The 22,093-nt window shown below is 69.2% G+C and carries 24 protein-coding genes; 15 read left to right on the forward strand and 9 right to left on the reverse strand.

Translation table 11 applies throughout. The features are described 5' to 3' along the window. The 4 genes from PLC66_RS17930 to PLC66_RS17945 form a co-directional block, all read left to right on the forward strand. On the forward strand, nt 1–399 hold a 399-nt coding region (locus PLC66_RS17930), incomplete at its 5' end, for a type 1 periplasmic-binding domain-containing protein (protein ID WP_503012236.1). 101 nt (nt 400–500) lie between these two features. Continuing rightward, the gene (locus PLC66_RS17935) at nt 501–1,310 is read left to right on the forward strand and encodes a lanthanide ABC transporter permease protein PedC (protein ID WP_324542999.1); all 810 of its coding nucleotides are present in this window, start codon (nt 501–503) and stop codon (nt 1,308–1,310) included. Nucleotides 1,311–1,376: 66 nt separating this feature from the next. After that, nucleotides 1,377–1,919: an SRPBCC family protein gene (locus tag PLC66_RS17940; RefSeq protein ID WP_324543001.1), complete on the forward strand. Its 543-nt coding sequence runs from the start codon at nt 1,377–1,379 to the stop codon at nt 1,917–1,919. Beyond that, on the forward strand, nt 1,920–2,912 hold the full coding sequence (locus tag PLC66_RS17945) for a YVTN family beta-propeller repeat protein (protein ID WP_324543003.1): 993 nt from the start codon (nt 1,920–1,922) through the stop codon (nt 2,910–2,912). It begins immediately after the preceding gene. Between the two features lie 62 nt (nt 2,913–2,974). On the opposite strand, the gene PLC66_RS17950 is transcribed toward PLC66_RS17945, so the two are convergent. Further along, nucleotides 2,975–3,883 carry an MBL fold metallo-hydrolase gene (locus tag PLC66_RS17950; RefSeq protein WP_324543005.1) on the reverse strand — a complete coding sequence of 303 codons (909 nt, stop codon included), beginning with the start codon at nt 3,881–3,883 and terminating at the stop codon, nt 2,975–2,977. 101 nt (nt 3,884–3,984) lie between these two features. On the opposite strand from PLC66_RS17950, the gene PLC66_RS17955 reads away from it, so the two are divergent. After that, nucleotides 3,985–4,524, forward strand: a complete 540-nt coding sequence (locus PLC66_RS17955) for a DUF3280 domain-containing protein (protein WP_324543007.1) — start codon at nt 3,985–3,987, stop codon at nt 4,522–4,524. A 51-nt stretch (nt 4,525–4,575) separates the two neighbouring features. Here the strand turns inward: PLC66_RS17955 and PLC66_RS17960 are convergent, their stop codons facing one another. The 7 genes from PLC66_RS17960 to PLC66_RS17990 all read right to left on the reverse strand — a co-directional run bounded on the left by PLC66_RS17960 (nt 4,576) and on the right by PLC66_RS17990 (nt 10,963). Next, nucleotides 4,576–5,400 carry a quinoprotein dehydrogenase-associated SoxYZ-like carrier gene (locus PLC66_RS17960; RefSeq protein ID WP_324543009.1) on the reverse strand — a complete coding sequence of 275 codons (825 nt, stop codon included), beginning with the start codon at nt 5,398–5,400 and terminating at the stop codon, nt 4,576–4,578. 23 nt (nt 5,401–5,423) lie between these two features. Beyond that, complete coding sequence (locus tag PLC66_RS17965) at nt 5,424–6,377, reverse strand: quinoprotein relay system zinc metallohydrolase 2 (protein WP_324543011.1); 954 nt, start codon at nt 6,375–6,377, stop codon at nt 5,424–5,426. Nucleotides 6,378–6,413: 36 nt separating this feature from the next. Then, entirely contained in the window at nt 6,414–6,797 is a 384-nt protein-coding gene (locus tag PLC66_RS17970) for a hypothetical protein (RefSeq protein ID WP_324543013.1), read from the reverse strand. A 17-nt stretch (nt 6,798–6,814) separates the two neighbouring features. Continuing rightward, on the reverse strand, nt 6,815–7,534 hold the full coding sequence (locus tag PLC66_RS17975; RefSeq protein ID WP_324543015.1) for a hypothetical protein: 720 nt from the start codon (nt 7,532–7,534) through the stop codon (nt 6,815–6,817). A gap of 117 nt (nt 7,535–7,651) precedes the next feature. Continuing rightward, on the reverse strand, nt 7,652–8,548 hold the full coding sequence (locus PLC66_RS17980) for a quinoprotein dehydrogenase-associated putative ABC transporter substrate-binding protein (protein WP_324543017.1): 897 nt from the start codon (nt 8,546–8,548) through the stop codon (nt 7,652–7,654). Nucleotides 8,549–8,565: 17 nt separating this feature from the next. Next, nucleotides 8,566–8,988: a c-type cytochrome gene (locus PLC66_RS17985; RefSeq protein ID WP_324543019.1), complete on the reverse strand. Its 423-nt coding sequence runs from the start codon at nt 8,986–8,988 to the stop codon at nt 8,566–8,568. Nucleotides 8,989–9,124: 136 nt separating this feature from the next. Beyond that, on the reverse strand, nt 9,125–10,963 hold the full coding sequence (locus PLC66_RS17990; protein ID WP_324543021.1) for a methanol/ethanol family PQQ-dependent dehydrogenase: 1,839 nt from the start codon (nt 10,961–10,963) through the stop codon (nt 9,125–9,127). A 388-nt stretch (nt 10,964–11,351) separates the two neighbouring features. Here PLC66_RS17990 and PLC66_RS17995 point away from each other — a divergent pair, with 388 nt between their 5' ends. The 7 genes from PLC66_RS17995 (at nt 11,352) to fae (ending at nt 18,462) form a co-directional block, all read left to right on the forward strand. Further along, nucleotides 11,352–12,566, forward strand: a complete 1,215-nt coding sequence (locus tag PLC66_RS17995) for an ATP-grasp domain-containing protein (RefSeq protein WP_324543023.1) — start codon at nt 11,352–11,354, stop codon at nt 12,564–12,566. Then, on the forward strand, nt 12,553–13,572 hold the full coding sequence (locus tag PLC66_RS18000) for a triphosphoribosyl-dephospho-CoA synthase (RefSeq protein WP_324543025.1): 1,020 nt from the start codon (nt 12,553–12,555) through the stop codon (nt 13,570–13,572). Before PLC66_RS17995 ends, PLC66_RS18000 begins: the two co-directional genes overlap by 14 nt. Nucleotides 13,573–13,628: 56 nt before the next feature. Continuing rightward, entirely contained in the window at nt 13,629–14,663 is a 1,035-nt protein-coding gene (locus tag PLC66_RS18005; protein WP_324543027.1) for a beta-ribofuranosylaminobenzene 5'-phosphate synthase family protein, read from the forward strand. A gap of 88 nt (nt 14,664–14,751) precedes the next feature. After that, nucleotides 14,752–15,657, forward strand: coding sequence for an NAD(P)-dependent methylenetetrahydromethanopterin dehydrogenase (locus PLC66_RS18010; RefSeq protein WP_324543029.1), 906 nt, complete (start codon nt 14,752–14,754; stop codon nt 15,655–15,657). Nucleotides 15,658–15,670: 13 nt separating this feature from the next. Then, nucleotides 15,671–16,669, forward strand: coding sequence for a methenyltetrahydromethanopterin cyclohydrolase (gene mch / locus PLC66_RS18015; RefSeq protein WP_324543031.1), 999 nt, complete (start codon nt 15,671–15,673; stop codon nt 16,667–16,669). 1 nt (nt 16,670) lies between these two features. Further along, entirely contained in the window at nt 16,671–17,636 is a 966-nt protein-coding gene (locus PLC66_RS18020) for an ATP-grasp domain-containing protein (protein ID WP_324543033.1), read from the forward strand. Nucleotides 17,637–17,952: 316 nt separating this feature from the next. After that, complete coding sequence (gene fae, locus PLC66_RS18025) at nt 17,953–18,462, forward strand: formaldehyde-activating enzyme (protein ID WP_324543035.1); 510 nt, start codon at nt 17,953–17,955, stop codon at nt 18,460–18,462. A gap of 127 nt (nt 18,463–18,589) precedes the next feature. On the opposite strand, the gene PLC66_RS18030 is transcribed toward fae, so the two are convergent. Beyond that, nucleotides 18,590–19,102: a dihydroneopterin aldolase gene (locus tag PLC66_RS18030; protein WP_324543037.1), complete on the reverse strand. Its 513-nt coding sequence runs from the start codon at nt 19,100–19,102 to the stop codon at nt 18,590–18,592. A gap of 349 nt (nt 19,103–19,451) precedes the next feature. Here PLC66_RS18030 and PLC66_RS18035 point away from each other — a divergent pair, with 349 nt between their 5' ends. The 3 genes from PLC66_RS18035 to PLC66_RS18045 are packed head-to-tail and all read left to right on the forward strand — an operon-like array spanning nt 19,452 to nt 22,092. Further along, nucleotides 19,452–20,108, forward strand: coding sequence for a flavoprotein (locus PLC66_RS18035; RefSeq protein ID WP_324543039.1), 657 nt, complete (start codon nt 19,452–19,454; stop codon nt 20,106–20,108). Beyond that, a complete protein-coding gene (locus tag PLC66_RS18040; RefSeq protein WP_324543041.1) occupies nt 20,087–21,514 on the forward strand; it encodes a DUF6513 domain-containing protein in 1,428 nt (475 codons plus the stop codon). Before PLC66_RS18035 ends, PLC66_RS18040 begins: the two co-directional genes overlap by 22 nt. Continuing rightward, nucleotides 21,511–22,092, forward strand: a complete 582-nt coding sequence (locus PLC66_RS18045) for a DUF447 domain-containing protein (protein ID WP_324543043.1) — start codon at nt 21,511–21,513, stop codon at nt 22,090–22,092. Before PLC66_RS18040 ends, PLC66_RS18045 begins: the two co-directional genes overlap by 4 nt. Nucleotide 22,093 lies beyond the last annotated feature (1 nt).

The following is a 22,093-nucleotide window of genomic DNA, read 5'->3' on the forward strand; positions in this document are numbered from 1 at the left end:
GCCGAGGGCCTGGTCGCCGAGGCCTGGCACTGGGCCTGGCCGCGCCACGGCGCGCCGCAGCTCACCGGCCGCTTCGACCGCCAGGCCAAGCGCCACATGGGTAGTGCCGACTGGGCGGCGTGGATCGCGGTCAAGGCGGTGGTCGAGGCCGTGGTGCGCACTGAGAACGCGCCCTTCGACAAGCTGGTCGCCTATCTCGGCAGCGAGGAGATCACCATCGACGGCTTCAAGGGCAACCGACTCAACTTCCGCGACTGGGACCGCCAGTTGCGCCAGCCGATGCTGATCGCCACCCACAACGCGGTGGTGGAGCGCGCGCCGATCCAGGGCTTCCTGCACCAGAGCAACAACATGGACACGCTCGGTTTCGACCGCCGTGACAGCCAATGCAAGCCCTGACCAAGCCCCGACGTACCAAGGACGATGAGGTGGTGGATGTGCATTGAACCGGGCGGGTGCATGACGGATGCGGGATACGCCGGGCGCGGGGAGGGCGGTGCATGAGGCTCGCCCACGCCCTGCTCGCGCTGCAGGCGGTCACCAGCCGCGAGATCGCCAAGTTCGTTCGCCAGGGCGGGCGGCTGGCGTCCGCCCTGGTGCGCCCGCTGCTGTGGCTGGTGGTGTTCGCCGCCGGCTTCCAGAACGTGTTCGGCGTCTCCATCATTCCGCCCTACAACACCTACATCCCCTACCAGACCTACATCGTGCCCGGGCTGCTGGGCATGGTGCTGCTGTTCAACGGCATGCAGTCCTCGCTGGCGATGGTCTACGACCGCGAGATGGGGGTGATGCGCCTGCTGCTGACCGCGCCGCTGCCGCGCTGGTACCTGCTGTTCTGCAAGCTGCTCGCCGGCACCCTGCTGTCGGTGCTGCAGGCCTATGTGTTCCTGCTGATCGCCGCCCTGTTCGACGTCGATGTGCCGCTCGACGGCTGGCTGTTCGCGCTGCCGGTGCTGGTGCTTTCGGGGATGATGCTGGGCGCGCTCGGCCTGTTGCTGTCGGTGCATGTGCGCCAGCTCGAGAACTTCGCCGGCACGATGAATTTCGTCATCTTCCCGATGTTCTTCATCTCGCCCGCGCTCTATCCGCTGTGGAAGCTCGAGGAGTCGGGCGCGCGGGTGATCCACTTCCTCGCCACCTGGAACCCCTTCACCCACGCCGTCGAGGCGACCCGCTTCGCGCTCCATGGCCAGGTGTCGGTGCCCTCGCTCGCCATCGTCGCCGGCTGCCTGGTGGCCTTCTTCCTGCTTGCTGCCTGGGGCTACGACCCGCAGCGCGGCATGCTCAAGCGGACCGGCAAGCCGGGTTGAGCCCGCGGGCTCGCGTCCCGTGAATGTGTTGCACCCACCCATCACGAACCCTCACCTGGAGACACCATGAGACTCACCCGCAGAAGCGTCCTGACCCTCGCCTTGTGCAGCGTTTTCGCCGGCAGTGCCTGGGCCCACGGCCCGAGCCGGCAGAAGGTGGAGCTGAGCATCGACATCGCCGCGCCGGCCGACAAGGTGTGGGCGCGGGTGGCCAACTTCCACGACATGTCCTGGCTTCCGCTGGTGGCGCGCACCGAAGGCGAGGGCGGCAACGAGGTGGGTGCCAACCGCGTGCTGGTGCTCAAGGCCGAGGGCGAGCCGACGATCGCCGAGCAACTCACCCGCTACAGCGCCGAGCGCATGAGCTATTCGTACAAGATCACCCAGGTGGACGTGAAGGTGCTGCCAGTGACGAACTACACCTCTCACCTCACGGTGAACGCCGACGGCGACGGCAAGTCCCGGGTGGAATGGCGCGGTGCCTTCTATCGCGGCTTCCCCAACAACGACCCCCCGCCCGAGCTCAATGACGCCGCCGCCATCGCCGCGGTCACGGGCGTCTATCAGGCGGGGCTCGATGCGCTGAAGGCCGAAATGGAGGCGCGCTAGTTGCAGTCGGTCCTGCGCCGCATGAGCCGGGCCTGCCTGCTCGCGGGCGGGCTTGCCTGCGGGCCGGTCGGTGCCGATTCTGGTGCCGACGCCGGACGCACGGTCGAGCGTGCGTTCGTCACCAATCAGTCGGCCGAGACCGTGTCGGTGGTGGCGCTGCCGGACATGAGGGTGATCGCCACCCTGCCGGTGACCGGCAAGCCCGCCGGGGTGGCAGTGACCCCCGACGGCCGGCGCGCCTTCGTGAGCAGCCCGGAAGGCGCCTTCGTCACCGTGCTCGATACCGATCCGCCTGCCGTGCGTGGGCGCATCGCGCTCGAGGGCGGCCCGCTCGGCATCGCCGTCCATCCGTCGGGGGCGCCCCTGTATGTGGCCGACTGGTATGCGCAGCGGGTGTTCGTGGTGGACCCGGCAAGCGGTGAGCGCCTGGCCGAACTCCCGACTGGCCTCTCACCCTCCGGGCTTGCGGTGTCGCCGGACGGCGCCCTGCTGGCCTCGGCCGACCGTGACAGCAATCAGGTATCCATATTCCGGACCGCGGATCATGTCCGCGTGGCCGTCGTGCCCACCGGCGAGCGCCCCTTCGGCCTCGGCTTCAGCCCCGATGGCGCCTTCCTGCTCAGTACCGATGTGGGCGCCGATGCGGTCACGGTGATCGAGACCGCGGGCTGGACGGTCGCGGCGACGGTGGCGGTGGGCGAACGTCCCTATGCGGTGGCCTTTGCCGGCGACCAGGCCTTCGTCACCAACCAGTACGCGGGCACGGTGTCGGTAATCGATGTGGCGCGCTGGCAGGTGGTGGCCGAGGTCAGTACTGGGGAATATCCCGAAGGCATCGCCGCGGCGGCCGACGGGCGCAGCGTGTACGTGGCCAACTGGTTCGACAACAGCCTGTCCCGGATCGATGTGGATTCGCTGACGGTGGTGGGCGAGGCGCGCACCGGGGATGGCCCGCGCGCCTTCGGCGCCTTCATTGCGCGGGTGGTGCAGTGAGTGTGAGTAGCTGCGTGCGTGCGCAGGGTGGCGCGCTCGTCGGCGCGTCTGCGGGCCGCCGCTCAGTCGTCGAGCAGGGCGCGCTCGCGCGCGAGGTAGAGCTGCTGGACGTTGCGTCCATGCACGGGCTGGTAGCGCGCCCAGCCGTGGTACGCGGGCAGGTCGGCGGCCTTGATGGCGCTGGACAAGGCGGTGTCCGTGGCGAACAGTTCGCCCACGCGGGCGTCGGCATCGAGCAGGTATTGCCGCAGCTGCGCCAGTTCCTGCGCACCGCCGGGCGGGCCGTAGCCGGGCACGATGACGTCGCCGGCAGCGGACAAGGCCTCGAGTCGCGCGAGGGCCGCGAGCCAGCCCTCGAGGCGGCCATCGCGCAGCTCGGGCACGCGGCCGAAGCTGGCGAGGGCGCCGGCGAACACGACGCCGCTGCGCACATCGCGCACGATCAGGTCGCCCGGCGAGCTGCCCCAGCCGGGATGGATCAGCTGCAGCGCGCGGCCGCCGGGCTCGATCACGCTGTCGCCGTCGATCAGCCGCTCCGGCACGATGACGCGCGTGCCCGCCATCTCGACCTCGCCGAGCAGGGCGCGCAGATTGTCGAGGCAGGTCTCGCAGCGTGCGCCGATCAGTTCGGCGCTGGCGCGGTGCGTCAGCAGCGGGATGCCGCGCTCGGCGAAGGCGGCTGCGCCCATCACGAACTCCTGCAGCGGCTGGGTGAGGATCACCAGCACCACCGGCTTGCCGCCTATCTGCTCGGCGGCCTGCAGCAGGGCGCGCCCGTGGCGCAGCGAAGCCCCGCTGTTGATCATCACCGTGCCGTGCTCGCCGACGACGAAGCCGATGTTGCCGACCTCGCCAAGGTTGGCCGGGGCGGCCCCGGCGCTGTCGCCCAGGAAGACATACACCCCCTCGCCAAGCGCCCGTGCCTGCCCGGCAGAAACCGGCGGCAGCAGGGCGAAGCTGGTCGCGAGCACGCACAGCAGGGCCTGCAACCAGCCCCGGCAGCGACGCGAACCTGAATCGCGCCAGACACCCCGGCAAGACATCACCCCAGCCCCCACAGGAGAAGACCACCATGATCGATACGATACGCCGGCTGCGGCAGCTCGTCGCCGGCACGCTGTTGTGCGCGGCGAGCGCCATCGTGCTTGCCGCCCCGCCCTCGCTGGCGATGGTCGGCTTCGAGTTGCTCGAGGACCATCCCGATGGCAGTCGGAACGCCGACCAGCAGGCGAGGCTGAAGATGATCGATGCCGAGTTCCGCAAGCTGGTGGCCGAGCGCGAGCTCTATCAGCCCGTCGATCTCGCGCCGCACCAGGCGCTGGTGGATCGGGTGCGCAACAGCACCGAATTCCTGTTCCGCTGCACGCATTGCAAGACCGAACTGGCCGCCGGCATCGGCAGTGATTATGTCGCCGTGGGCTGGGTGCAGAAGGTCAGCAACCTGATCCTCAACGTCAATATCGAGATCATCGAGGTGGCGACGAACCGCGTCGCCCTCGTCAAGTCGGTCGATCTGCGCGGCAACAACGACGAGAGCTGGGTGCGCGGCGTGCGCTTCATGGTGCGCGACATGGCCGAGAAGCGCGCGCTCAACCCCCGCTACGGCCTGTGAGCGCCGCGGCGGCGGCCCCGCAAACAGGGTGCCGCCCGCCGTGGTGCTCGCCTACTTCGGCGCCACCGAGAGCACGGTCTCGAACTTGAGGTCGTTGGTATCGATGACTTCCGCCTTCAGCTCGCCTTCGCCGCGGGGCAGGAAGTAGAAGCGGAAGTTCGGGTTCTCGCTGATCGAGAAGTCTACGTCGGCGCTGAGCACCGGCTCGCCGGCATAGCTCACCTGCACGCGGCGCACGAAGTAGGCCGGCGTATACAGGCGGGTGAGCTGGTCCATGGCCAGGCCGGAGTTGTTCGGGTGGCTGATCATCAACTGCGCCAGCGCCGGCTTGCCGGCCTCGATGTCGCCGTCGACGCGGAAGCGCATCTTGCCCAGGCTCGCCATCGCCGCCGTCATGTCCTTGCCCGGCGGCGCCGAGCAGCCGCCCGAGGCCTTGACGAAGCGGGTCGCCATGAAGAGCTCGCCATCGTTCATCTGTGCGATCGCGCGTACATGGGTGTAGGCGTCGACCCGCACCCGGGTCTCGATGTCGGCCCGACCGCTGGCCGGCGTGAAGTGGAACACCGCGCCGACGGGCGAGGGGTTGTTGTCGATGACGAGGTAGACCTTCTCGATGTAGCGCTCGGCGCGCTGTTCGACATGGGTGCGGATCGACACCGGCACGATCGCCGCGTCCTGGGCGCGTTCCGGCGCCTCGATGCTGATGATCGCCTCGGCCGGGCTGGTGATGCTGCGTCCCGGGAACATCGCGTTGCGCACCTGCTGCCAGCTGGTGCTGGCTTCGGGGTCGTCGGCGTTGGGCTGCTGGGCTAGGCTGGCGCCCGATGCGCCGAGCGCGAGGGCGGCGGCCAGCAGCAGGGATCTGAGCGTGTTCATGCGTCCTCCCGGGCCGATCGGCCCTAGTCTTCCCATTCCAGTTCGGCATAGGCCGCGGTCAGGTTGCGGCGATGGAATTCGTCCACCAGCAGCCAGTTGTCGACACCGGCGCCCGCCAGCGCCTCGACCGTCTCGGCGATCGGCGTGCCGGCGTCGATGGCGGCGCGCACGCCGTCGCGCACGCCGAGCAGGTAGCTGCGCTGCACGGCCATCGCCGCCTTCCAGTCTGCGCTCGGGGCGCCGTGGCCGGGTATGGCAAGCTCAAGATCAAGGGTATCGAGCGCGTCCATCACCTCGAGCCAGCCAAGCAGGCGGCCGTCGATCACCGGCAGGTGGCCTGCGAACAGCAGGTCGCCGAGGAAGATCGGGCCGCGCTCGCCAACCTGCACGCTGAGATCGTTGTCGGTGTGCGCAGTGGGCCAGGCGCGCAGCGTGAGGCGCACGCCGCCCAGATCGAGCTCGTGGCGGTCGTCGACGAGGACCTCGGGAAAGATCACCCCCTCTGCCGCCAGTTCCACACCGAGTTCGCGCTGCAAGGCATCCCGATAGAAGGGGGCCCGCGCCGACAACGATGCCGGCAGCCGGGCATGGCCGACGAAGCGCGGTCGCGGCTCGAGGGCGGCGAAAGCCTGGTTGCCGAGGAGGTGGTCCGGGTGCACATGGGTGTTGATCACGTAGCACACCGGCACGGGCGTCGCCTGGCGCACGGCAGCCAGCAGCGCTGCGCCCAGCTGCGGGCTGCCACCGGTGTCGATGACGGCCACGCATTGGCTACCGACGACGAAGCCGAGATTGGCGACATCGCCTGCATTGGCATGGGACCAGACCTGCTGCTGACCCTGGTGCACGAAGACGCCCGGCGCGATTTCCGCGGTGGGGAGGGCGTCGGCCGCGGCCGCGGCCTTCACTGCGCCCAGCAGCAAGGCCGTCAGCAGCACGAGGCGCCGGCAGGCAAAGGGGGGCAGGCAGGGTTTCACGGCCCGATCCAGTGCGTCACGGCCGCGAGGTGTCGGTCAGCGGCTGGCGGCCGAGGTGTCGAGGAAGCAGCCTTTCTTGGCCTTCGCCTGCAGTTCCTGGTACTTGCGCACCTCGCCGCGCCAGTGCTTGCCACGGTAGTAGCCGCCACGCTCGCCGCCGATGGTGTTGGCCAGCGCGGCGGTGTGCATGCTGCGGTAGTCCTCGAAGCTGATCTCGCGGGCGATCGCATCGAGCGCGCAAGAGCACTTGCTCGACATCTCGAAGTAGGGCCCCGGGTGCTCGCGCATGCATTCGAACACGTAGTCCACGCGCTCGCTGGTGGGGAAGTCGTTGGCCATCGCCGGCAGGCTCAGCGCAGCGGCGAGGCCGAAGGCAAGAGCGGAGAGGGGACGGACGAGGGGACGCATGGAGCTGCTCATGATGTTCTCCTGGGGGGTCAGCGGCCCTGCGCGGCCAGTTCGAGCGGGGTGGCTCCGGCAAGGAACATCTCCTCGACCATCAGCGGCTCGGCACCGGCCTCGGGGCTCTTCATGTGGGTCGCAATGCCGAACACGCCGCCGGGTACGGCGTCCGACAGCCAGAATACGTAGTCCTTGTCCGCGTACTGGCTGAAGCGCTCACGGTTGGGGTCGTCGTCGTAGGGCGAGATCACCACCTGCCGCACCGGGATGGACTTGCCCTGGTATTGCGCAAGGCGCTCCTCGACCTTGGCGCCGTTGTAGATCGCCATGCGGATGCGCTTGCGGAAGTGATTGGCCTGGCCCTTGGTCAGGCGGTTCATCTCGCGCACGTCGTGCTCGAGAAAGTACAGGATGACCGGGTTGGCGCGGGCACCCTCGACCTCGGGCAGGATCGTGCTGCGGCCCGCGCTGAGGAAGTCGGCCTCGGCATCGCAGCAGGTGCCCGCGTCGGTCGGCGACAGCTTGAGCGCCACCTTGTCCTCGAAGCCTTCCTCCAGCGTGCCATGCTTGCGGAAGCGGTACTCCAGCGTCTGCGGCGGGCTGATGGCGGACAGGTGCTCGGTCATGAAGATGATGCGTTCGGCCGGCGAATAGTCCTGCGCATCGGGCGCCGCCTGCGCGAGGGCGCTGGCGGCGTGGGTCAGCGACGCGAGGGTGAGGGCTGCAAGCAGGGACAGGGAGCGGGGTGTGCGCATGGGTCTCACATCTGGGGGCTGCGGAAGTGTCAGGGCGGCTGGCGGAGGCTGGCCGGCGTTGGCGACGGGCATCAGCGCGCGGTGGGGGCGGTCATGCCGCGCCCCGCGGCGGCGACGTCATTTCGAGACGATGCGCTGTTCCTCGTCGACCAGTGGCACGTGATACGACTTCAGGATCTCCTGGATCTCTGCCTGGTGGGTATCGAGGAAGGTCTCGATCTGCTGCTGCCATTCGGGTTCGCCGCGGCGGATGCCCATGCCGAAGGCGAAATCGAACTGGATTCCGGGTTCGGACTTCATCGGCACCACGTGCATGGGCGGCTGGACCTGTTTGGCGTAGTAGCCTGCGACCGGGCCCCACACCATGGCGACATCGATCTTGCCGGACACGAGATCCTTGTCGATGATGTCCCCGACATAGTGGTCCATGGCGACATTGATGGTCTGATAGGGCACGCCCTGATCGACCAGGTTGTGGCGATCCATCCACTTCGAAACCGGCGACTTGTCGTACAGGCCGATCCTGAGCTTGGACAGGCGTTCCGGCCCGAGCGCAAGGAAGTCTTCGACGCTCTTGACCTCATCGAGCCCCTTGCCGGCGGGGAAGATCATCGCGTAGGTCGAGCGGTAGTAAGGCTTTGTGACCGCGACCTGATCGAAGCCGACCGGCAGGCCCATGATCACGTCGCAGGGGTAGTCTTCGCCCGGCAGCTTGTAGCGCAGCGTGTTGCGGATGAAGACGAAGCGCTGCGGATAGTTGAAGTAGGTGACCGGCACGCCGAGGTGCTTGCCGAAGAGTTCCGCGATGCGGTTCTCGAAGCCCTGCTCCTTGTCGTTGGAGAAGGGCAGGTTGTTTGGATCCTGGCACACGCGCAGGGCATCGCGGCCGTTCGCTTTCCCTTGCTCGGCAAGCGCCGCAGGCGCGGTCGCCATGAGCAATGCGGCGGAGAGGGCGCCCGCGAGGCGGGTGGCGAGTGCCTGGGGGCGAAGGTGTCGCGCTTGGGGCTCAGTCATCGGGGCTCCTGTGGCCATCATTCGATGCCGGTGACGCGCGCGCGCGTGATCGCACCGTCCGAGCGCCCCTTGAGGTAGGCGTAAAGCTTGTCGATGTTCTCCATGACGCGCTCGTCGCTGCCGAAGCTCTGCATGCCCTTGGCGAGGCGGCCGTCGCGCACCACGGTGACGAATTCTTCCTTGGTCAACACCTTGAGGCTCTCGATCAGCGAGGGGCCGACCATCCCTTCCTGGTTCGCGCCGTGGCAGCGGTCACAGGCGGCGGCGCGCCAGGTGCGGAAACCTTGCAAGGTGTCGGGGTCGACCTTGTAGCCGTCAACGACCGTATACAAGGGCTTGTCGGACTCGCTGGTCTTGGTCGCGGCCTGGGCGTCCTGGGCCTGGGTCGCGCTGCCGAAGCAGAGCAGCGCAAATGCGATGGCGAACTGCCTGTTTCTCATGAGGGACTCCTCCTCCGTGCGGGCCCGGGAGGGCCCGCTGGTCTCGATGTGCGTCTCGGGACGCAACTGTGTGTGTTCCTTTGAGTACCCGCGCCGGATTCGGTTCGACCTTGCCGGCGCGGGCGTCTTCAGACGATCAACGGTTCGGAAGTGCGAAGATCGTCAGCGAGCCACCCAGCTGGGTGTAGTTCTGCAGGTCGCGGTAGCCGCCCACCGCACCCAGGCCGTCGGTGTCCTGCTCGAGGCCAGCTGCCATGCCGATGCCGGCCCAGCCGCCGATACCCGAGAACACGCCCAGGTACTGCTTGCCCTTGTGCAGGTAGGTGAACACGTTGCCGATGATGCCCGACGGCGTCTTGAAGCTGTAGAGCTCCTTGTTGATGTCGTTGGCATCGACGCACTTGAGGTAGCCTTCCAGCGTGCCGAAGCAGGAGATGCCACCCGCGGTGTTGAGCGAGCCGCTCCATACCGAGAACTTCTCGGGCTTGGACTGCACGATCTTGCCCTCGCCCGCATCCCAGGCGATGAAGTTGCCCATGCCGCCATGGCTGTTGGGCGTCGGGTACATCGACAGGGTGGCGCCAACGTAGGGCTGGCCGGCGACGTATTCGACCTCGAAGGGCTCGTAGTCCATGCACACATGGTTGGTGGGCACGTAGAACAGGCCGGTCTTGGGATCGAAGGACGCAGGCTGCTGGTCCTTGGTGCCGAGGGCTGCCGGGCAGATGCCCTTCACGTTCACGTCCGGGCCATGGTCCGGGTTGGTGAACTTGGAGGTCGAGAACTTCGGATCGACCGCCGGACGGCCGGTCTTCATGTCGACATGCGAGGCCCAGTTCACCGTCGGGTCATACTTCTCGGCGACGAGCAGGGCACCGTTGGTGCGATCCATGGTGTAGGCGAAGCCGTTGCGGTCGAAGTGCACCAGCGCCTTGGTGTCCTTGCCCTTGACCTTGATGTCGGCGAGGATCATTTCATTGACGCCGTCGTAGTCCCACTCGTCGTGCGGCGTCATCTGGTAGACCCACTTGGCGACGCCGGTGTCGAGGTCGCGGGCGAAGATGGTCATCGTCCACTTGTTGTCGCCCGGGCGCTGCGAGGGGTTCCAGGTCGAGGGGTTGCCGGTGCCGGAGTACACCAGGTTGAGCTCGGGGTCGTAGCTGAACCAGCCCCAGGTCGTGCCGCCGCCGATCTTCCACTGGTCGCCCTGCCAGGTCTTGAGCGAGGAGTCCTTGCCGACCGGCTTCAGCTCGCCGTCGGTCCAGGTCATGGTCTTCTCAGGGTCGATCAGCATCTCGTTGTCGGGGCCGACGCTGTAGCCTTTCCAGACCTGCTTGCCAGTGTTGATGTCGTAGGCAGCGAGGAAGCCGCGCACGCCCCATTCGCCACCCGAGATGCCGGTGATGACCTTGTCGCCGAACACGTGCGGGGCGTTGGTGTTGACGGCGCCAAGCTTGGGATCGCCATTGACCACGCTCCACAACACCTTGCCGTCCTTGGCGTCGAGCGCGACCAGGGTGCTGTCGGCCTGCTGCAGGAAGATCTTGCCTTCGGCGTAGGCGAGGCCGCGATAGACGGTGTCGCAACACATCTGCGCGATCACGGACGGGTCCTGGCGCGGCTCGTAGCGCCAGACGATCTTCTGCGTGTCGAGGTCGAGCGCGAAGACCTTGTTCGGGAAGGGCGTGTGGATGTACATCATGCCGTCGATGACGAGCGGCGAGCCTTCGTGGCCGCGCAGCACGCCGGTGGAGAAGGTCCACGCGACCTGCATGTTGCCGACGTTGTCCTTGTTGATCTGGTCGAGCTTGCTGTAGCGCTGGTTGTAGAAGTCGCCGGCCTGAGCCGCCCAGTTGCCCGGGTCGTCGATCTTGCTCTTCAGGTCGGCGTTGGCGAGTGCGAGCCCGGGCAGGGCCAGCAGGACTGCGGCCAGGAGTTGCGTGTTACGACGGACGGGTTTCCCGATTTGTTTCATTGTCGTCTCCTCACTTTTCAACACTGCGTTGTTTTGCCACACGAACCAACTTCCACCTCGCCGCGGCACACGAGGAATGCTGCTGCAAGAGCCCCCGTGACCAAAAGGGGGATCGACTGCCCTGGAACTGGCCTAATCAATGCAAACGTTGTGCCAGTGTGGTCAACGCCGTCGCGAGCGAGTGGTTGCAGGGTCTCACGCGGGTTCACACGGGCGTTTCTGGCTGATCCGGCTGATCATGGCCGGGAGGCTGCGCCCACTCTGGGTAACGGTCGTCCGGCCGCGCGTCGAGGGCGCTGTGACGCTGCTTAAATCTGGGGCAGGTGCTACTTTTTGGGACATCGTCCACGCCTGCTCGAGGCCCCCCGCGCAGGCGGCGCGCGGCCGGGTGAAGTGGCAGAATGCGACGATGCCTGCCGCGCCTCTTCCCGCGATCGCCATTGCCGCCAGCTCCGCGCGCAGCCTCGTCGCGTGCGCGCGCCAGAGCGGCTATGAGGCGATTGCGCTCGACGTCTTTGGCGACCTGGACACCCGCGCGGCGGCGCTCGAGCAGGTGCTGGTCGGTGACGGTGGCTTGCGCATCAGCCCTGAGCGGCTGCTCGCCGCGCTCGGGCGCTTGCGGGCACAGGGTGGTGTGGTCGGTTGGGTAGCGGGCAGCGGTTTCGAGGCCCAGCTCGACCTGCTCGCGGCGGCGGCGAGCGAGCTGCCCCTGATCGGCAACAACCCGGCGACGGTGGCCCGCGTGCGCTCGCCGGGGGACTTTCTCGCCCTGCTGGCGCGGCTCGGCATTGCGCACCCGCCATCGCGGCTGACTACGCCGGATGACCCGCAGGGCTGGCTGAGCAAGGATGCCCACGCCTGCGGCGGCTGGCACGTGCGCCGCCTCGACGCCGGAGATCGGGGGGCGGTGCGGCCGGGCGGGGGGGCGTACTTTCAGCGCGAGTTGGCTGGCACGCCCATGTCCGCGCTGTTTCTGGCCGATGGTGAGGCGGCGCGGGTGGTCGGTGTCGCGCGCCAGATCGTGCGCCCGCTCGGGCGCCGACCCTTCGTCTTTCGCGGCGGCGTCGGGCCGGTCGCGGTGGCGGCGGAGGTGGCCGCGCAGCTCGCGCACATCGTAGGCAGGCTCACCGCCGCGCTCGCCCTGCGCGGGCTCAACGGCATCGACTTCATCGTGGATGTGGACGGCACGGTGCAGCTCCTCGAACTCAATCCGCGCCCAACGGCGGCGATCAACCTGTTCCACGACGCTTTCGATGTGGGATTGCTGCGCGCCCACGTGCTTGCCTGCGAGGGCCGGCTGAGCCCGCTGCGGGCGGGGTGCGCCCCTGCCGTGCGCGGCTACGAGACGGTGTTTGCCCGCGCTGCCGGGCAGGTGAGTGCGGCACTGGTCCGCGCCTTGCTCGACAGCGGCTGGTGCGCCGACGTCCCGGCCGCTGGCACGCGCCATGCGCGTGCTGAGCCGGTGTGTACGGTGCTCGCGCACGGGCCATCGGTGGCGGACGTCGAGGCGCGCCTGGTCGAGCGGCGGTGCGCGGTCCTGAATGCGCTGGCATGGGCCGCGGGTCTGGAAGAGAGGGAAGAACGACAGCATGACGAGCAATGAGGCCGTGGTTCCGCGCCGGCAGCCCGGCGAACTGCGGGCCGATGAAGGGCGGGCCGATGAAGTGCGGCTTGCCGGAGGGCGCCGCGCCGGGGGCGAGGCTGCCGCGGTGGACGCCGGCTTTGCCCACGCGCGCGCCGCTTTCCTGTGGGCCTGCGGCATGGATGTGGCGGTACGCAAGCCGGGCAACGTCAGCGTCGCCTCGGCCGGACACGACATGAGCGCGCGACAGTTCCTGCACAGCGCCCGGGTGTCGGCGGCAGCCTTGTTCGATGCGCGCCTTGCACCGGGCGCGCGGCTGGAGGCTGCGGCCCGCGCCACCCGCGAAGCGGTCGGCTGCAACACCAATCTGGGCATCCTGCTGCTGTGCGCGCCGCTCGCCTGTGCCGTGGAGCGCCAGCCGGCCGCCGACCCCGCAGCGCTGCGCGACGCACTGCGTGTGGTGCTGCGCGGCCTCGACCTCGACGATGCCCGGGCCGCCTATCGCGCCATCGCGATTGCCAGCCCGGGTGGCTTGGGAAGCGCAGAAGCGCAGGACGTCGCCACCGAGCCGAGCGTGGACCTGCGGGCGGCGATGGCGCTCGCTGCGCACCGCGACCTCATCGCACGACAGTACGCCGAAGACTATGCGCACGTCTTCGGGCTGGGTCTGGACGCCTTCGCCGGGTCCGTGCGCGCGCCGCTCGCGCAACGCGTGCAGGCGGTGTATCTGGCCTGGCTGGCGACCTGGCCGGACTCGCACATCGTGCGCAAGTACGGCGAGGCGCAGGCGCGCGCCGTGTGTGCCGAGGCGCTGCCCTGGCGCGAGCGCCTCGCGTGCGAGCCGGCGGCCGCGGACGGACAGGCCTTCGCCGACTGGGATGCCTCGCTGAAGGCGCGCGGGCTCAATCCCGGCACCAGCGCCGACCTTACCGTATGTACGCTCTTCATTGCCGCGCTGCTGAACCCGGTCCTGCTCGATGAGCGGCCGCCGGACATGCCTGCGGCCGATTGGAACGAAGCTTGCTAAACATGTTGGGATCGAATCGACGAGACGGCCTGCAAGCAGCGGGCGCGACACCCACCATGAGCTTTCCTCGCCAATCTTCCGAGCACTCGAGCGACGCTGAGCGCTGCGTCAGCGTCGACTCGCCGGCGCGCCTGCACCTGGGGTTTCTCGACCCCAATGGCAGCCTGGGCCGGCGCTTCGCCAGCCTCGGGCTGGTGATCGATGGCTTCTCGACCCGGCTCGAATTGCGCCCCGATGTGCGCAACCGCATCGTCGTCGCCGACGGGGCCGCGCACGACGCGGCGGCCCGGCTCGAGCGCTACCTCGCCACGCTGCAGCGCGAGACCGGCCTCGACGCCCCCTTGTGCGTGCGTCTGCTCGCCGCGCCACCGCCACACGCGGGCTTCGGCTCCGGCACCCAGCTCGCGCTCGCCATCGGGCGCGCCTTCAGCAGCTTCCACTGTCTCGAGATCCCGACCCGGCGCCTCGCCGCAATCCTCGGCCGCGGCAAGCGCTCGGGCGTCGGCATCGCCGGCTTCGACCGCGGCGGGCTGCTGCTCGATGGCGGCCCGGGCGCGGACGGCAGTGCCGCGCCGCTGTTGTCGCGTGTCGCGTTCCCGGCCGAATGGGCGGTGGTGCTCGTGCTCGACGATCGCCTCGACGGCCTGTGCGGCACTGCCGAGCGGGTGGCGATGGATGCGCTGTCGCCGTTTCCGCGGGCGCTGGCGGCCGATGTCTGCCACCAGGTGCTGATGCGGGTGTTGCCGGGGGCGATCGAGCACGCCTTCGAGCCCTTCGCCGAAGGGATCACAACCATCCAGCGCCTTATTGGCGATTATTTCGCGCCCGCGCAGGGCGGCTCGATGTACACCAGCGCGGCGGTCGGCCGCGCCCTGGAATGGCTCGGACGGCGCGAGCCCGCGGGCATCGGCCAGAGCTCCTGGGGGCCGACCGGCTTCGCCCTGATGCGCTCGCGCGCGGCGGCCGAAGCCATGCTCGCAGCGGCACGCGCCGCCGGCGCGGTCGACCCGGCGCTGCGCATCGTCATCACCAACGCCAACAATCGCGGCGCCCAGGTCGGCCTGGGTGCGGCTGCGCTGGCGCGCGTCTGAGGCCGGGCGGCCCGCGCCGGCGGGCCGGGCCGCAGCCCCGTCCATCCCCACATCATTCACGACACGCTTTCGAGCGAGGAGGGCTTTCATGGAGCGCAGCTACATCCTTCACATGTTCACCCCGGGCAAGCAGATGAGTCCGTTCGATATCAACATGGCGGTCGATGCGGGCTACCAGGTGGTCGTGCCCTACTGCGGGGTGAGCCTGGACGAAATCACCGGCCTCACCCAGGACGCGATCTTCTCGCGCGGCCCCAAGGGCGTGAAGGCGACCGGGATCTTCATCGGTGGGCGCGACGTGCTGCTCGCCGCCGACATGCTCGAGCGCGCGCGCAAGGCCATGGTGCCGCCCTTCGAGGTGTCGGTGATCGCCGACCCGAGCGGCTCCTACACCACCGCCGCCGCGCTCGTGGCCTGCGTCGAACAGCAATTGCGCAAGGCGCACGGCACCGACTTCGCCGGCAAGCGCGTGCTGATCCTGGGCGGCACCGGCACGGTCGGGCGCATCGCCGGCGTGCTGGCGGCGCGGCTGGGGGCGACGGTTGCGCTGGCGAGCCATCGTGACCAGGCCAACGCCGAGCGCGCCGCGGCCGAGACCGCGGCGCGCTTCGACTGCACCCTGCGTGGCGTAGGCACGGCCACCGAGGCCACGCGCCAGGCTGCGCTGGCCGAGGCCGACGTCGTGCTCGCCACCGCCGCGGCGGGGGTGCAGGTGATGAGCGCGGCCGATCGCGCCTGCGCGCGCGCGCTGCTGGTGGCCGCCGACGTCAACGCGGTCCCGCCCGAGGGCATTGCCGGCGTCGGCGTGATGGACAGCGGCAAGGCGCTCGACGGCAGCCGCGCCGTCGGCATCGGCGCCCTGGCGGTGGGCAACGTCAAGTACCAGGTCGAGAACGGGCTGCTGGTGGCGATGCGCAATGCCGACAAGCCGCTCTACCTGGGCTTCGCCGAAGCCTTCGACAAGGCGCGCGAGATCCTCGCCGCCAAGGGCTGAACAGGGAGGCAGGATGAGTGAACAGCATAAGGTTCAGGCCCGCGGCCTGAGCGTCAATCGTCTCGCCGCCCCGCTGGTGGCAAGGCTGATCGATTCGGCCGCGGTGCTCGGGGTGGAGGTGGCGCGGCTGGACAATGGCGTGACCGTGGTCGATGGCGGCATTGCCACCCGCGGCAGCGTCGCCGCCGGCCTGCTGATCGGCGAGATCTGCATGGGCGGGCTGGGCGAGGTACGACTGTCGGCGCGCACCGAAGAGACCTGGACGAGCTGGCTCGACGTCAGCTGCGCGCAGCCGGTGCTGGCCTGCCTCGCCAGTCAGTACGCGGGCTGGAGCCTTGCTGCGAGCAAGGAGGAGGCAGGCGGGAAGAAGTTCTTTTCGCTCGGGTCGGGGCCGGCGCGCGCGCTCGCCGGTCGTGAGGACCTGTTTGCCGAGCTGGGCTATCGCGACCAGGCCGACCGCGGCGTGCTGGTGCTCGAGGTCGATCGCCGGCCGCCGCCGGTGGTGGTCGACAAGATCCTGCGCGACTGCGGCCTGGTGCCCGAGGCACTGACGCTGGTGCTGACCCCGACCACCAGCCTGGCCGGCACCACCCAGGTCGTTGCCCGCGTGCTCGAGGTGGCGATGCACAAGGCGCACGAGCTGGGCTTTGCGCTCGCCGACGTGGTCGATGGGCACGCCAGCGCGCCGCTGCCCGCGCCCAGCCCCGACGGCGGCGTGGCGATGGGGCGCACCAACGACGCCATCCTGTATGGCGGCCGGGTGCATCTGAAGGTCAGGGGCAGCGACGAGGCCGCGCGCGACCTGGCGCAGCGCCTGCCGTCGTCGAACTCGCGCGATTACGGGCGATCCTTCGCCGACATCTTCCGCGACTACGAATACGACTTCTACAAGATCGATCCGGCCCTGTTCGCCCCGGCCGAGGTGTGGGTCAGCAACCTCGACAGCGGCCGTACCTGGCATGCAGGCGCGCTGGACATGGCGCTGCTGCGCCGGCTGTGGCTGGATGCCTGAGGTGCTGCACGACCCCCTGCGCGTCGCCATCTTCACCGACGAGACCGGCTGGCACACCCGCCGCCTGCGCCAGGCGCTGGCGCGGCGCGGCTTCGAGGGCCGCTGCGTGGACCTCGCCGACTGCCGCTTCGACACCGCGGCCTCGCCCCACGGGCTGCTGACCCCGGGCTTCGGCAAGGCGCTGCCGTGCGCGGCCGTCGTGCGCGGCATCGCCGGCGGCAGCCTGGAGCAGATCACCAAGCGCCTGGGCATCCTGCACGCGCTGCGCGAGATGGGCGTGCCGGTCTATAACGATGCGCGCGCCATCGAGCGCAGCGTGGACAAGGCCATGACCAGCTTCCTGCTGCATCGCGCCGGCGTGCCCACGCCGCCCGCCTGGGCGCTGGAGGACGAGGCGCAGGCCCGCCGCATCGTCATGCGCGAGGCCTCGGCCGGCCACAGTCTGGTGCTCAAGCCGATGTTCGGCTCGCAGGGCAAGGGTCTGCAGCGGGTCGGGCTGGTCGATGGCGCCTTTTTACCCTTGCCGGCGCTGGCGGGGCTGGGCGGGCTGGCTTACCTGCAGCGCTTCGTGCCGCAGCCGGAATCCGCTGCCGCGCCCGGCTTCGACTGGCGCGTGCTGGTGGTCGGCGGGCGCGCATGCGCGGCGATGAAGCGCGTCAGCGGCCACTGGGTGCGCAATGTGGCGCAGGGCGCGCGCTGCGTGCGCTGTGTGCTCGAGCCCGGCCTGGCCGCGCTCGCCGAGGCGGCCGCAGGGGCCCTGGGCATGGATTACGGCGGCGTCGACCTGGTGCCCGATGGCCGCCATGCCGCCGGCGCCCAGGTCATCGAGGTCAACGGCGTCGCCGCCTGGCGCGGCCTGCAGCGGGTCACCGAGTTCGACATCGCACAGTCCCTGGTGGACGATCTGCTGGCGCGGCGGCTTGGCCTGGCACTCGATCGCGGCGTGGCACAGGTGTGTCATTTTTGATCAGGTGTATCGGCGCTTTGCCGCTCGCTGAACACCTGCGGGCGCGCGATTGCGGTGGGCAGGGGGCACGCCGGGGGACGTGTGCGGCGTCTGCCGCATCGCACCGGGGCCGAAAAGCGCATCAAGTCGGCGTATTTGCAGGTGGATCGGCGGCCCGTGCGCGCCTGGGCGAGAAAACTCGGCGGCGAAGCGGGGCCGGGTCTCGAGCTGGCACGGTTTCTGTATTGCATGAGCGGGTGTCCGGCACCGCACCCGCCACCGGACAGCTGGCTGCCTCAGGGACAGCCATACAACCACATCGAATGGAGAAACAAGAATGGCAAAGATCGATCGCATGCTCGTAGGGGAATCCCTGGTCGGTGACGGGAACGAAGTCGCGCACATCGACCTCATTCTCGGTCCGCGGGGCAGTGCTGCCGAAACGGCTTTCGCCACTGCGCTGACGAACAACAAGGACGGCTTCACCTCGCTGCTGGCGGTGGTGGCGCCCAACCTGCTGTGCAAGCCGGCCACGATTCTGTTCAACAAGGTGACCATCAAGGGCGCCAAGCAGGCCGTACAGATGTTCGGCCCCGCCCAACGCGCGGTCGCCATGGCGGTGGCCGACAGCGTCGAGGACGGCACCATCCCGGCGGCCGAGGCCGACAACCTCTTCATCTGCGTCGGCGTGTTCATCCACTGGCTCGCCGAGGATGACAAGAAGATCCAGGACTACAACTACCAGGCCACGCGCGAGGCCATCAAGCGTGCGGTCAATGGCGAACCGAGCGCGGCCGAGGTGCAGGCGAAGAAGGGCAGTTCGGCCCACCCGTTCGCCGCAGGCTGAACTGCCAGGTTGCGACCCGCGGAGCGCGCCGCGCCCCTCGGGTCGTCCGCAGCGAAAAGGCCGAAGCATCTGCTTCGGCCTTTTTTGTGCCTGCCGCCCGCTGCCTTGCGGCGGCCGGGCAGGCGTCTCAGCGGCGCTCGCCCGGCACCATGCCGGCGCCGAGCAGGCTCAACACTTCGGCGGGGCCGCGGCGCTCGGGCTGCGGCTTGCGCCGGCGCTCGATCATCACGCCGACGCTGTCGACGTCCTCGAACTTGCGCGGCTTGGTGACGCGCACGCGCACCCAGTGCGCACCAAAGCGACCCAGCAACAGGCTGGCGACGGCCTCGGAGAAGGCCTCGAGCAGGCGGTAGCGGTGCGTGGACATCATGTCGCGCAGGGCGATGCGTACCTCGCCGTAGTCGATGGTGTCGCCGATGTGGTCGGTGTCGCAGGCGCGGCTGCGCGGCAGGCCGGCGGCAAGGTCGATGCGCACGGGCTGGGTATCGTGCAACTCGTCGTGATGGATGCCGATCACCGTCTCACCCACGAAACCGTCGATGAAGATGATGTCCAGGCCCTGGGCCATGGATTCGTGTTCAGGGGCGGCGTGCAGGTTCAAGGCATCGGACATCGGGCGGTGACTGTGCAGGGGAATCAAGGTCGGGTTCTCCATCCTGGGTGGGCAGTGAGTGTGCCGCCTGGGCAGCCTCGGGTCGAGTCTTGAAGCGAAAACCGCGCCAACTGGATTGGCTCGCGCGAGGCCGCAGCCGCCAAGGGGGGCACGGGGGGCAAGGGGGTAAGGGCCGCCGCGACGGCGTGACTATAATCGTCCGTCTTGCCGCTTGCCCCGGTCCGCCGCCGGCGACCGGGCACGCAAGTTGCTGAACATGCCCTCGAGCGTCGTCCCGCAAAACGGCCCTCGAGCATTGCCCTCGCGATCGGCCGCGGGCGCCCGCCACTGTGCCGCCGCCGCGCCATGCCGCCTTCGCCAACCACCGGAAGCATCGATGTCGCACACCGCAACACCGCACCGCCACCCATCCCGCGCCGAGCCCGATGACGAGGACTACCGCCTGCCCACCGGCGGCACCGCCGGCGACATCGCGCGCCGCAGCCGCTTTGCCTGGGCCCTGACCGGCTCTGGCCACTATCTGGAAGAGTGCATCGAGCTCGCCCTGCGCCTGCCCGATGTCGATCTCTTCCTGTCCGCGGCGGCCGAGGAGGTGCTGCCGTTGTACGACTACCGCATCGCCGAGTTGCGCGAGCGCTGCCGCGTGTTCCGCGACAAGACGGCGAGCTCGGTACCGGTCGGCATGCTCTACGACGACGTCTACCACACCGTGATCGTCGCCCCGGCGACCAGCAACACCGTGGCCAAGTGCGCCTTCGGCATTTCCGATACGCTGCCGACCAACATCTTCGCGCAGGCCGGCAAGCTCGAGATTCCGGGCATCGTGCTCGCCTGCGACATGCGCCCGGTGGTGATCACCAAGAGTCCGCGCGAGTGGGTCGAACTCAAGCCGCGCAACATCGAGCTCGAGAACGTCGAACGCCTGCGCCGCATCGACTTCTGCGAAGTGGTCGAATCCCCCGAAGAACTCGAGCGCGCGCTGCAACTGCGCCTCGATACGCTCTCCCTGACATGGAACACATCCTCTTCCTGACCGGCCGCCTGGCGCAGCACAGCCTGGAAAAGGTGCTCGCCGGCATGACGCCCGCGCCCTTTCGCTGGGAGGTGCGCGAGCTCGGTCTGCAGGTGGCCGGGCTGATGACCGCCGACATGATCGCGCGCCGCCTGCATGACGTCAGCGGCTTCGACCGCGTGATGGTGCCGGGCCGCTGCCGCGGCGACCTCGACGCCCTGAGCGCGCACTTCGGTGTGCCGGTCGAGCGCGGCCCCGAGGAGCTCAAGGACCTGCCGCGCCACTTCAACCGCGCGGCGCGGGCGGTGGACCTGTCGCACTACGAGACGCGGGTCTTCGCCGAGATCGTCGACGCGCCGCAGCTCGATGTGGATGGCGTCGTGGCGCGCGCGCGCCAGTTGCGCGCCTGCGGGGCCGACGTCATCGACCTCGGCTGCCTGCCCGAGACCCCGTTCGCCCATCTGGAGGACTGCGTCGCCGCGCTGAAGGCCGAGGGACTTGCGGTGTCGGTCGATTCGCTCAACCCGCAGGAGCTGCTGCGCGGTGGCAGGGCTGGGGCCGACTACCTGCTGAGCATGTCGCTCGACACCCTGTGGATCGCTGACGAGGTGGCCTCGACGCCGGTGCTGATTCCGCGCGAACCCTCGGACGAGGCCTCGCTGCATGCGGCGGTCGATGCCATGCTGGCGCGCGGCCGGCCCTTCCTGGCCGATGCCATCCTCGACCCGATCCCCTTCGGCCTGCTCGCCTCGCTGTGCCGCTACCAGCGCCTGCGCGAGCGCTACCCCGAGCTCGCGATCATGATGGGGGTGGGCAACGTCACCGAACTCACCGAGGCCGACACCAGCGGCATCAACGCGGTGCTGTTCGGCATCGCCGCCGAGCTGCGCGTGGCGGCCGTGCTCACCACCGAGGTCAGCGGCCATGCACGGCGTGCGGTGCGCGAGGCCGACATCGCGCGCCGCATCATGCATGCCGCGCGCGAGACGCACAGCCTGCCCAAGGGCCTGTCCGACGAGCTGATGACGGTGCACGACAAGCGCCCCTTCCCCGACACGCCGGCCGAGATCCGCGAGACTGCCGCCGCGGTGCGCGATCCGAACTTCCGCGTGCAGATCTCCGAGCAGGGTCTGCATGTCTACAACCGTGACGGCCACCACGTCGACGTCGAGCCCTTCGCCCTGTGGCCCAAGCTCGGGCTCGAGCACGACGGCGGCCACGCTTTCTACATGGGGGTGGAGCTTGCGCGCGCCGAGATCGCCTGGTCGCTCGGCAAGCGCTACACCCAGGACCAGCCGCTGGCCTGGGGCTGCGCGACCGAACGCGCAGCGCAGGACCTGCTTGCCTGGTGCGCGCCGGCTTCGACCAAACAGAAGCGGTCGCCGCCCGTGCGACCCGAAACCGTTCCCGAAAGGCCCGAACAATGATCTTTGAAACCGTGGTCAGCACGCTCTCGCCCGCGGGCGAGGTGCATCTGGCGCCGATGGGGGTGCGCTACGAGGGCGAGGGCGACGAGGCCGTCGTCATCCTGATGCCCTTCAAGCCGTCGAAGACGCTGGACAACATCCTCGCCACGCGCTGCGCGGTGCTCAACCTGACCACCGACGTGCGCGTGTTCGCCGGCTGCGTCACCGGCCGCCGCGACTGGCCCACGCGGCCGCTCGAAGGCTTCCATGGCCGCCGCCTGGAGGGCGCGTTGGGCCATGTCGAGCTCAGCCTGCGCGGCGACCAGGACGACGCCTTGCGCCCCGTGCTGCGCATGCGGCGCGGGCGCGAGCTGCAGCATGGCGCCTTTGTCGGCTTCAATCGGGCGCAGGCGGCGGTGATCGAGGGCGCGGTGCTGGTCAGCCGGCTCGGCATGCTGCCGCGCAGCAAGGTCGAGACCGAGATGGACTACCTGCAGATCGCCATCGACAAGACCGCCGGCCCGCGCGAACAGGAAGCCTGGGACTGGCTCTACGGCGCGGTCGTGCGCTTCTACGCCGACGCTGCGGGAGTGGCGTGAG

It is taken from the genome of Thauera sp., from assembly GCF_035444905.1.
GTDB lineage: Bacteria > Pseudomonadota > Gammaproteobacteria > Burkholderiales > Rhodocyclaceae > Thauera.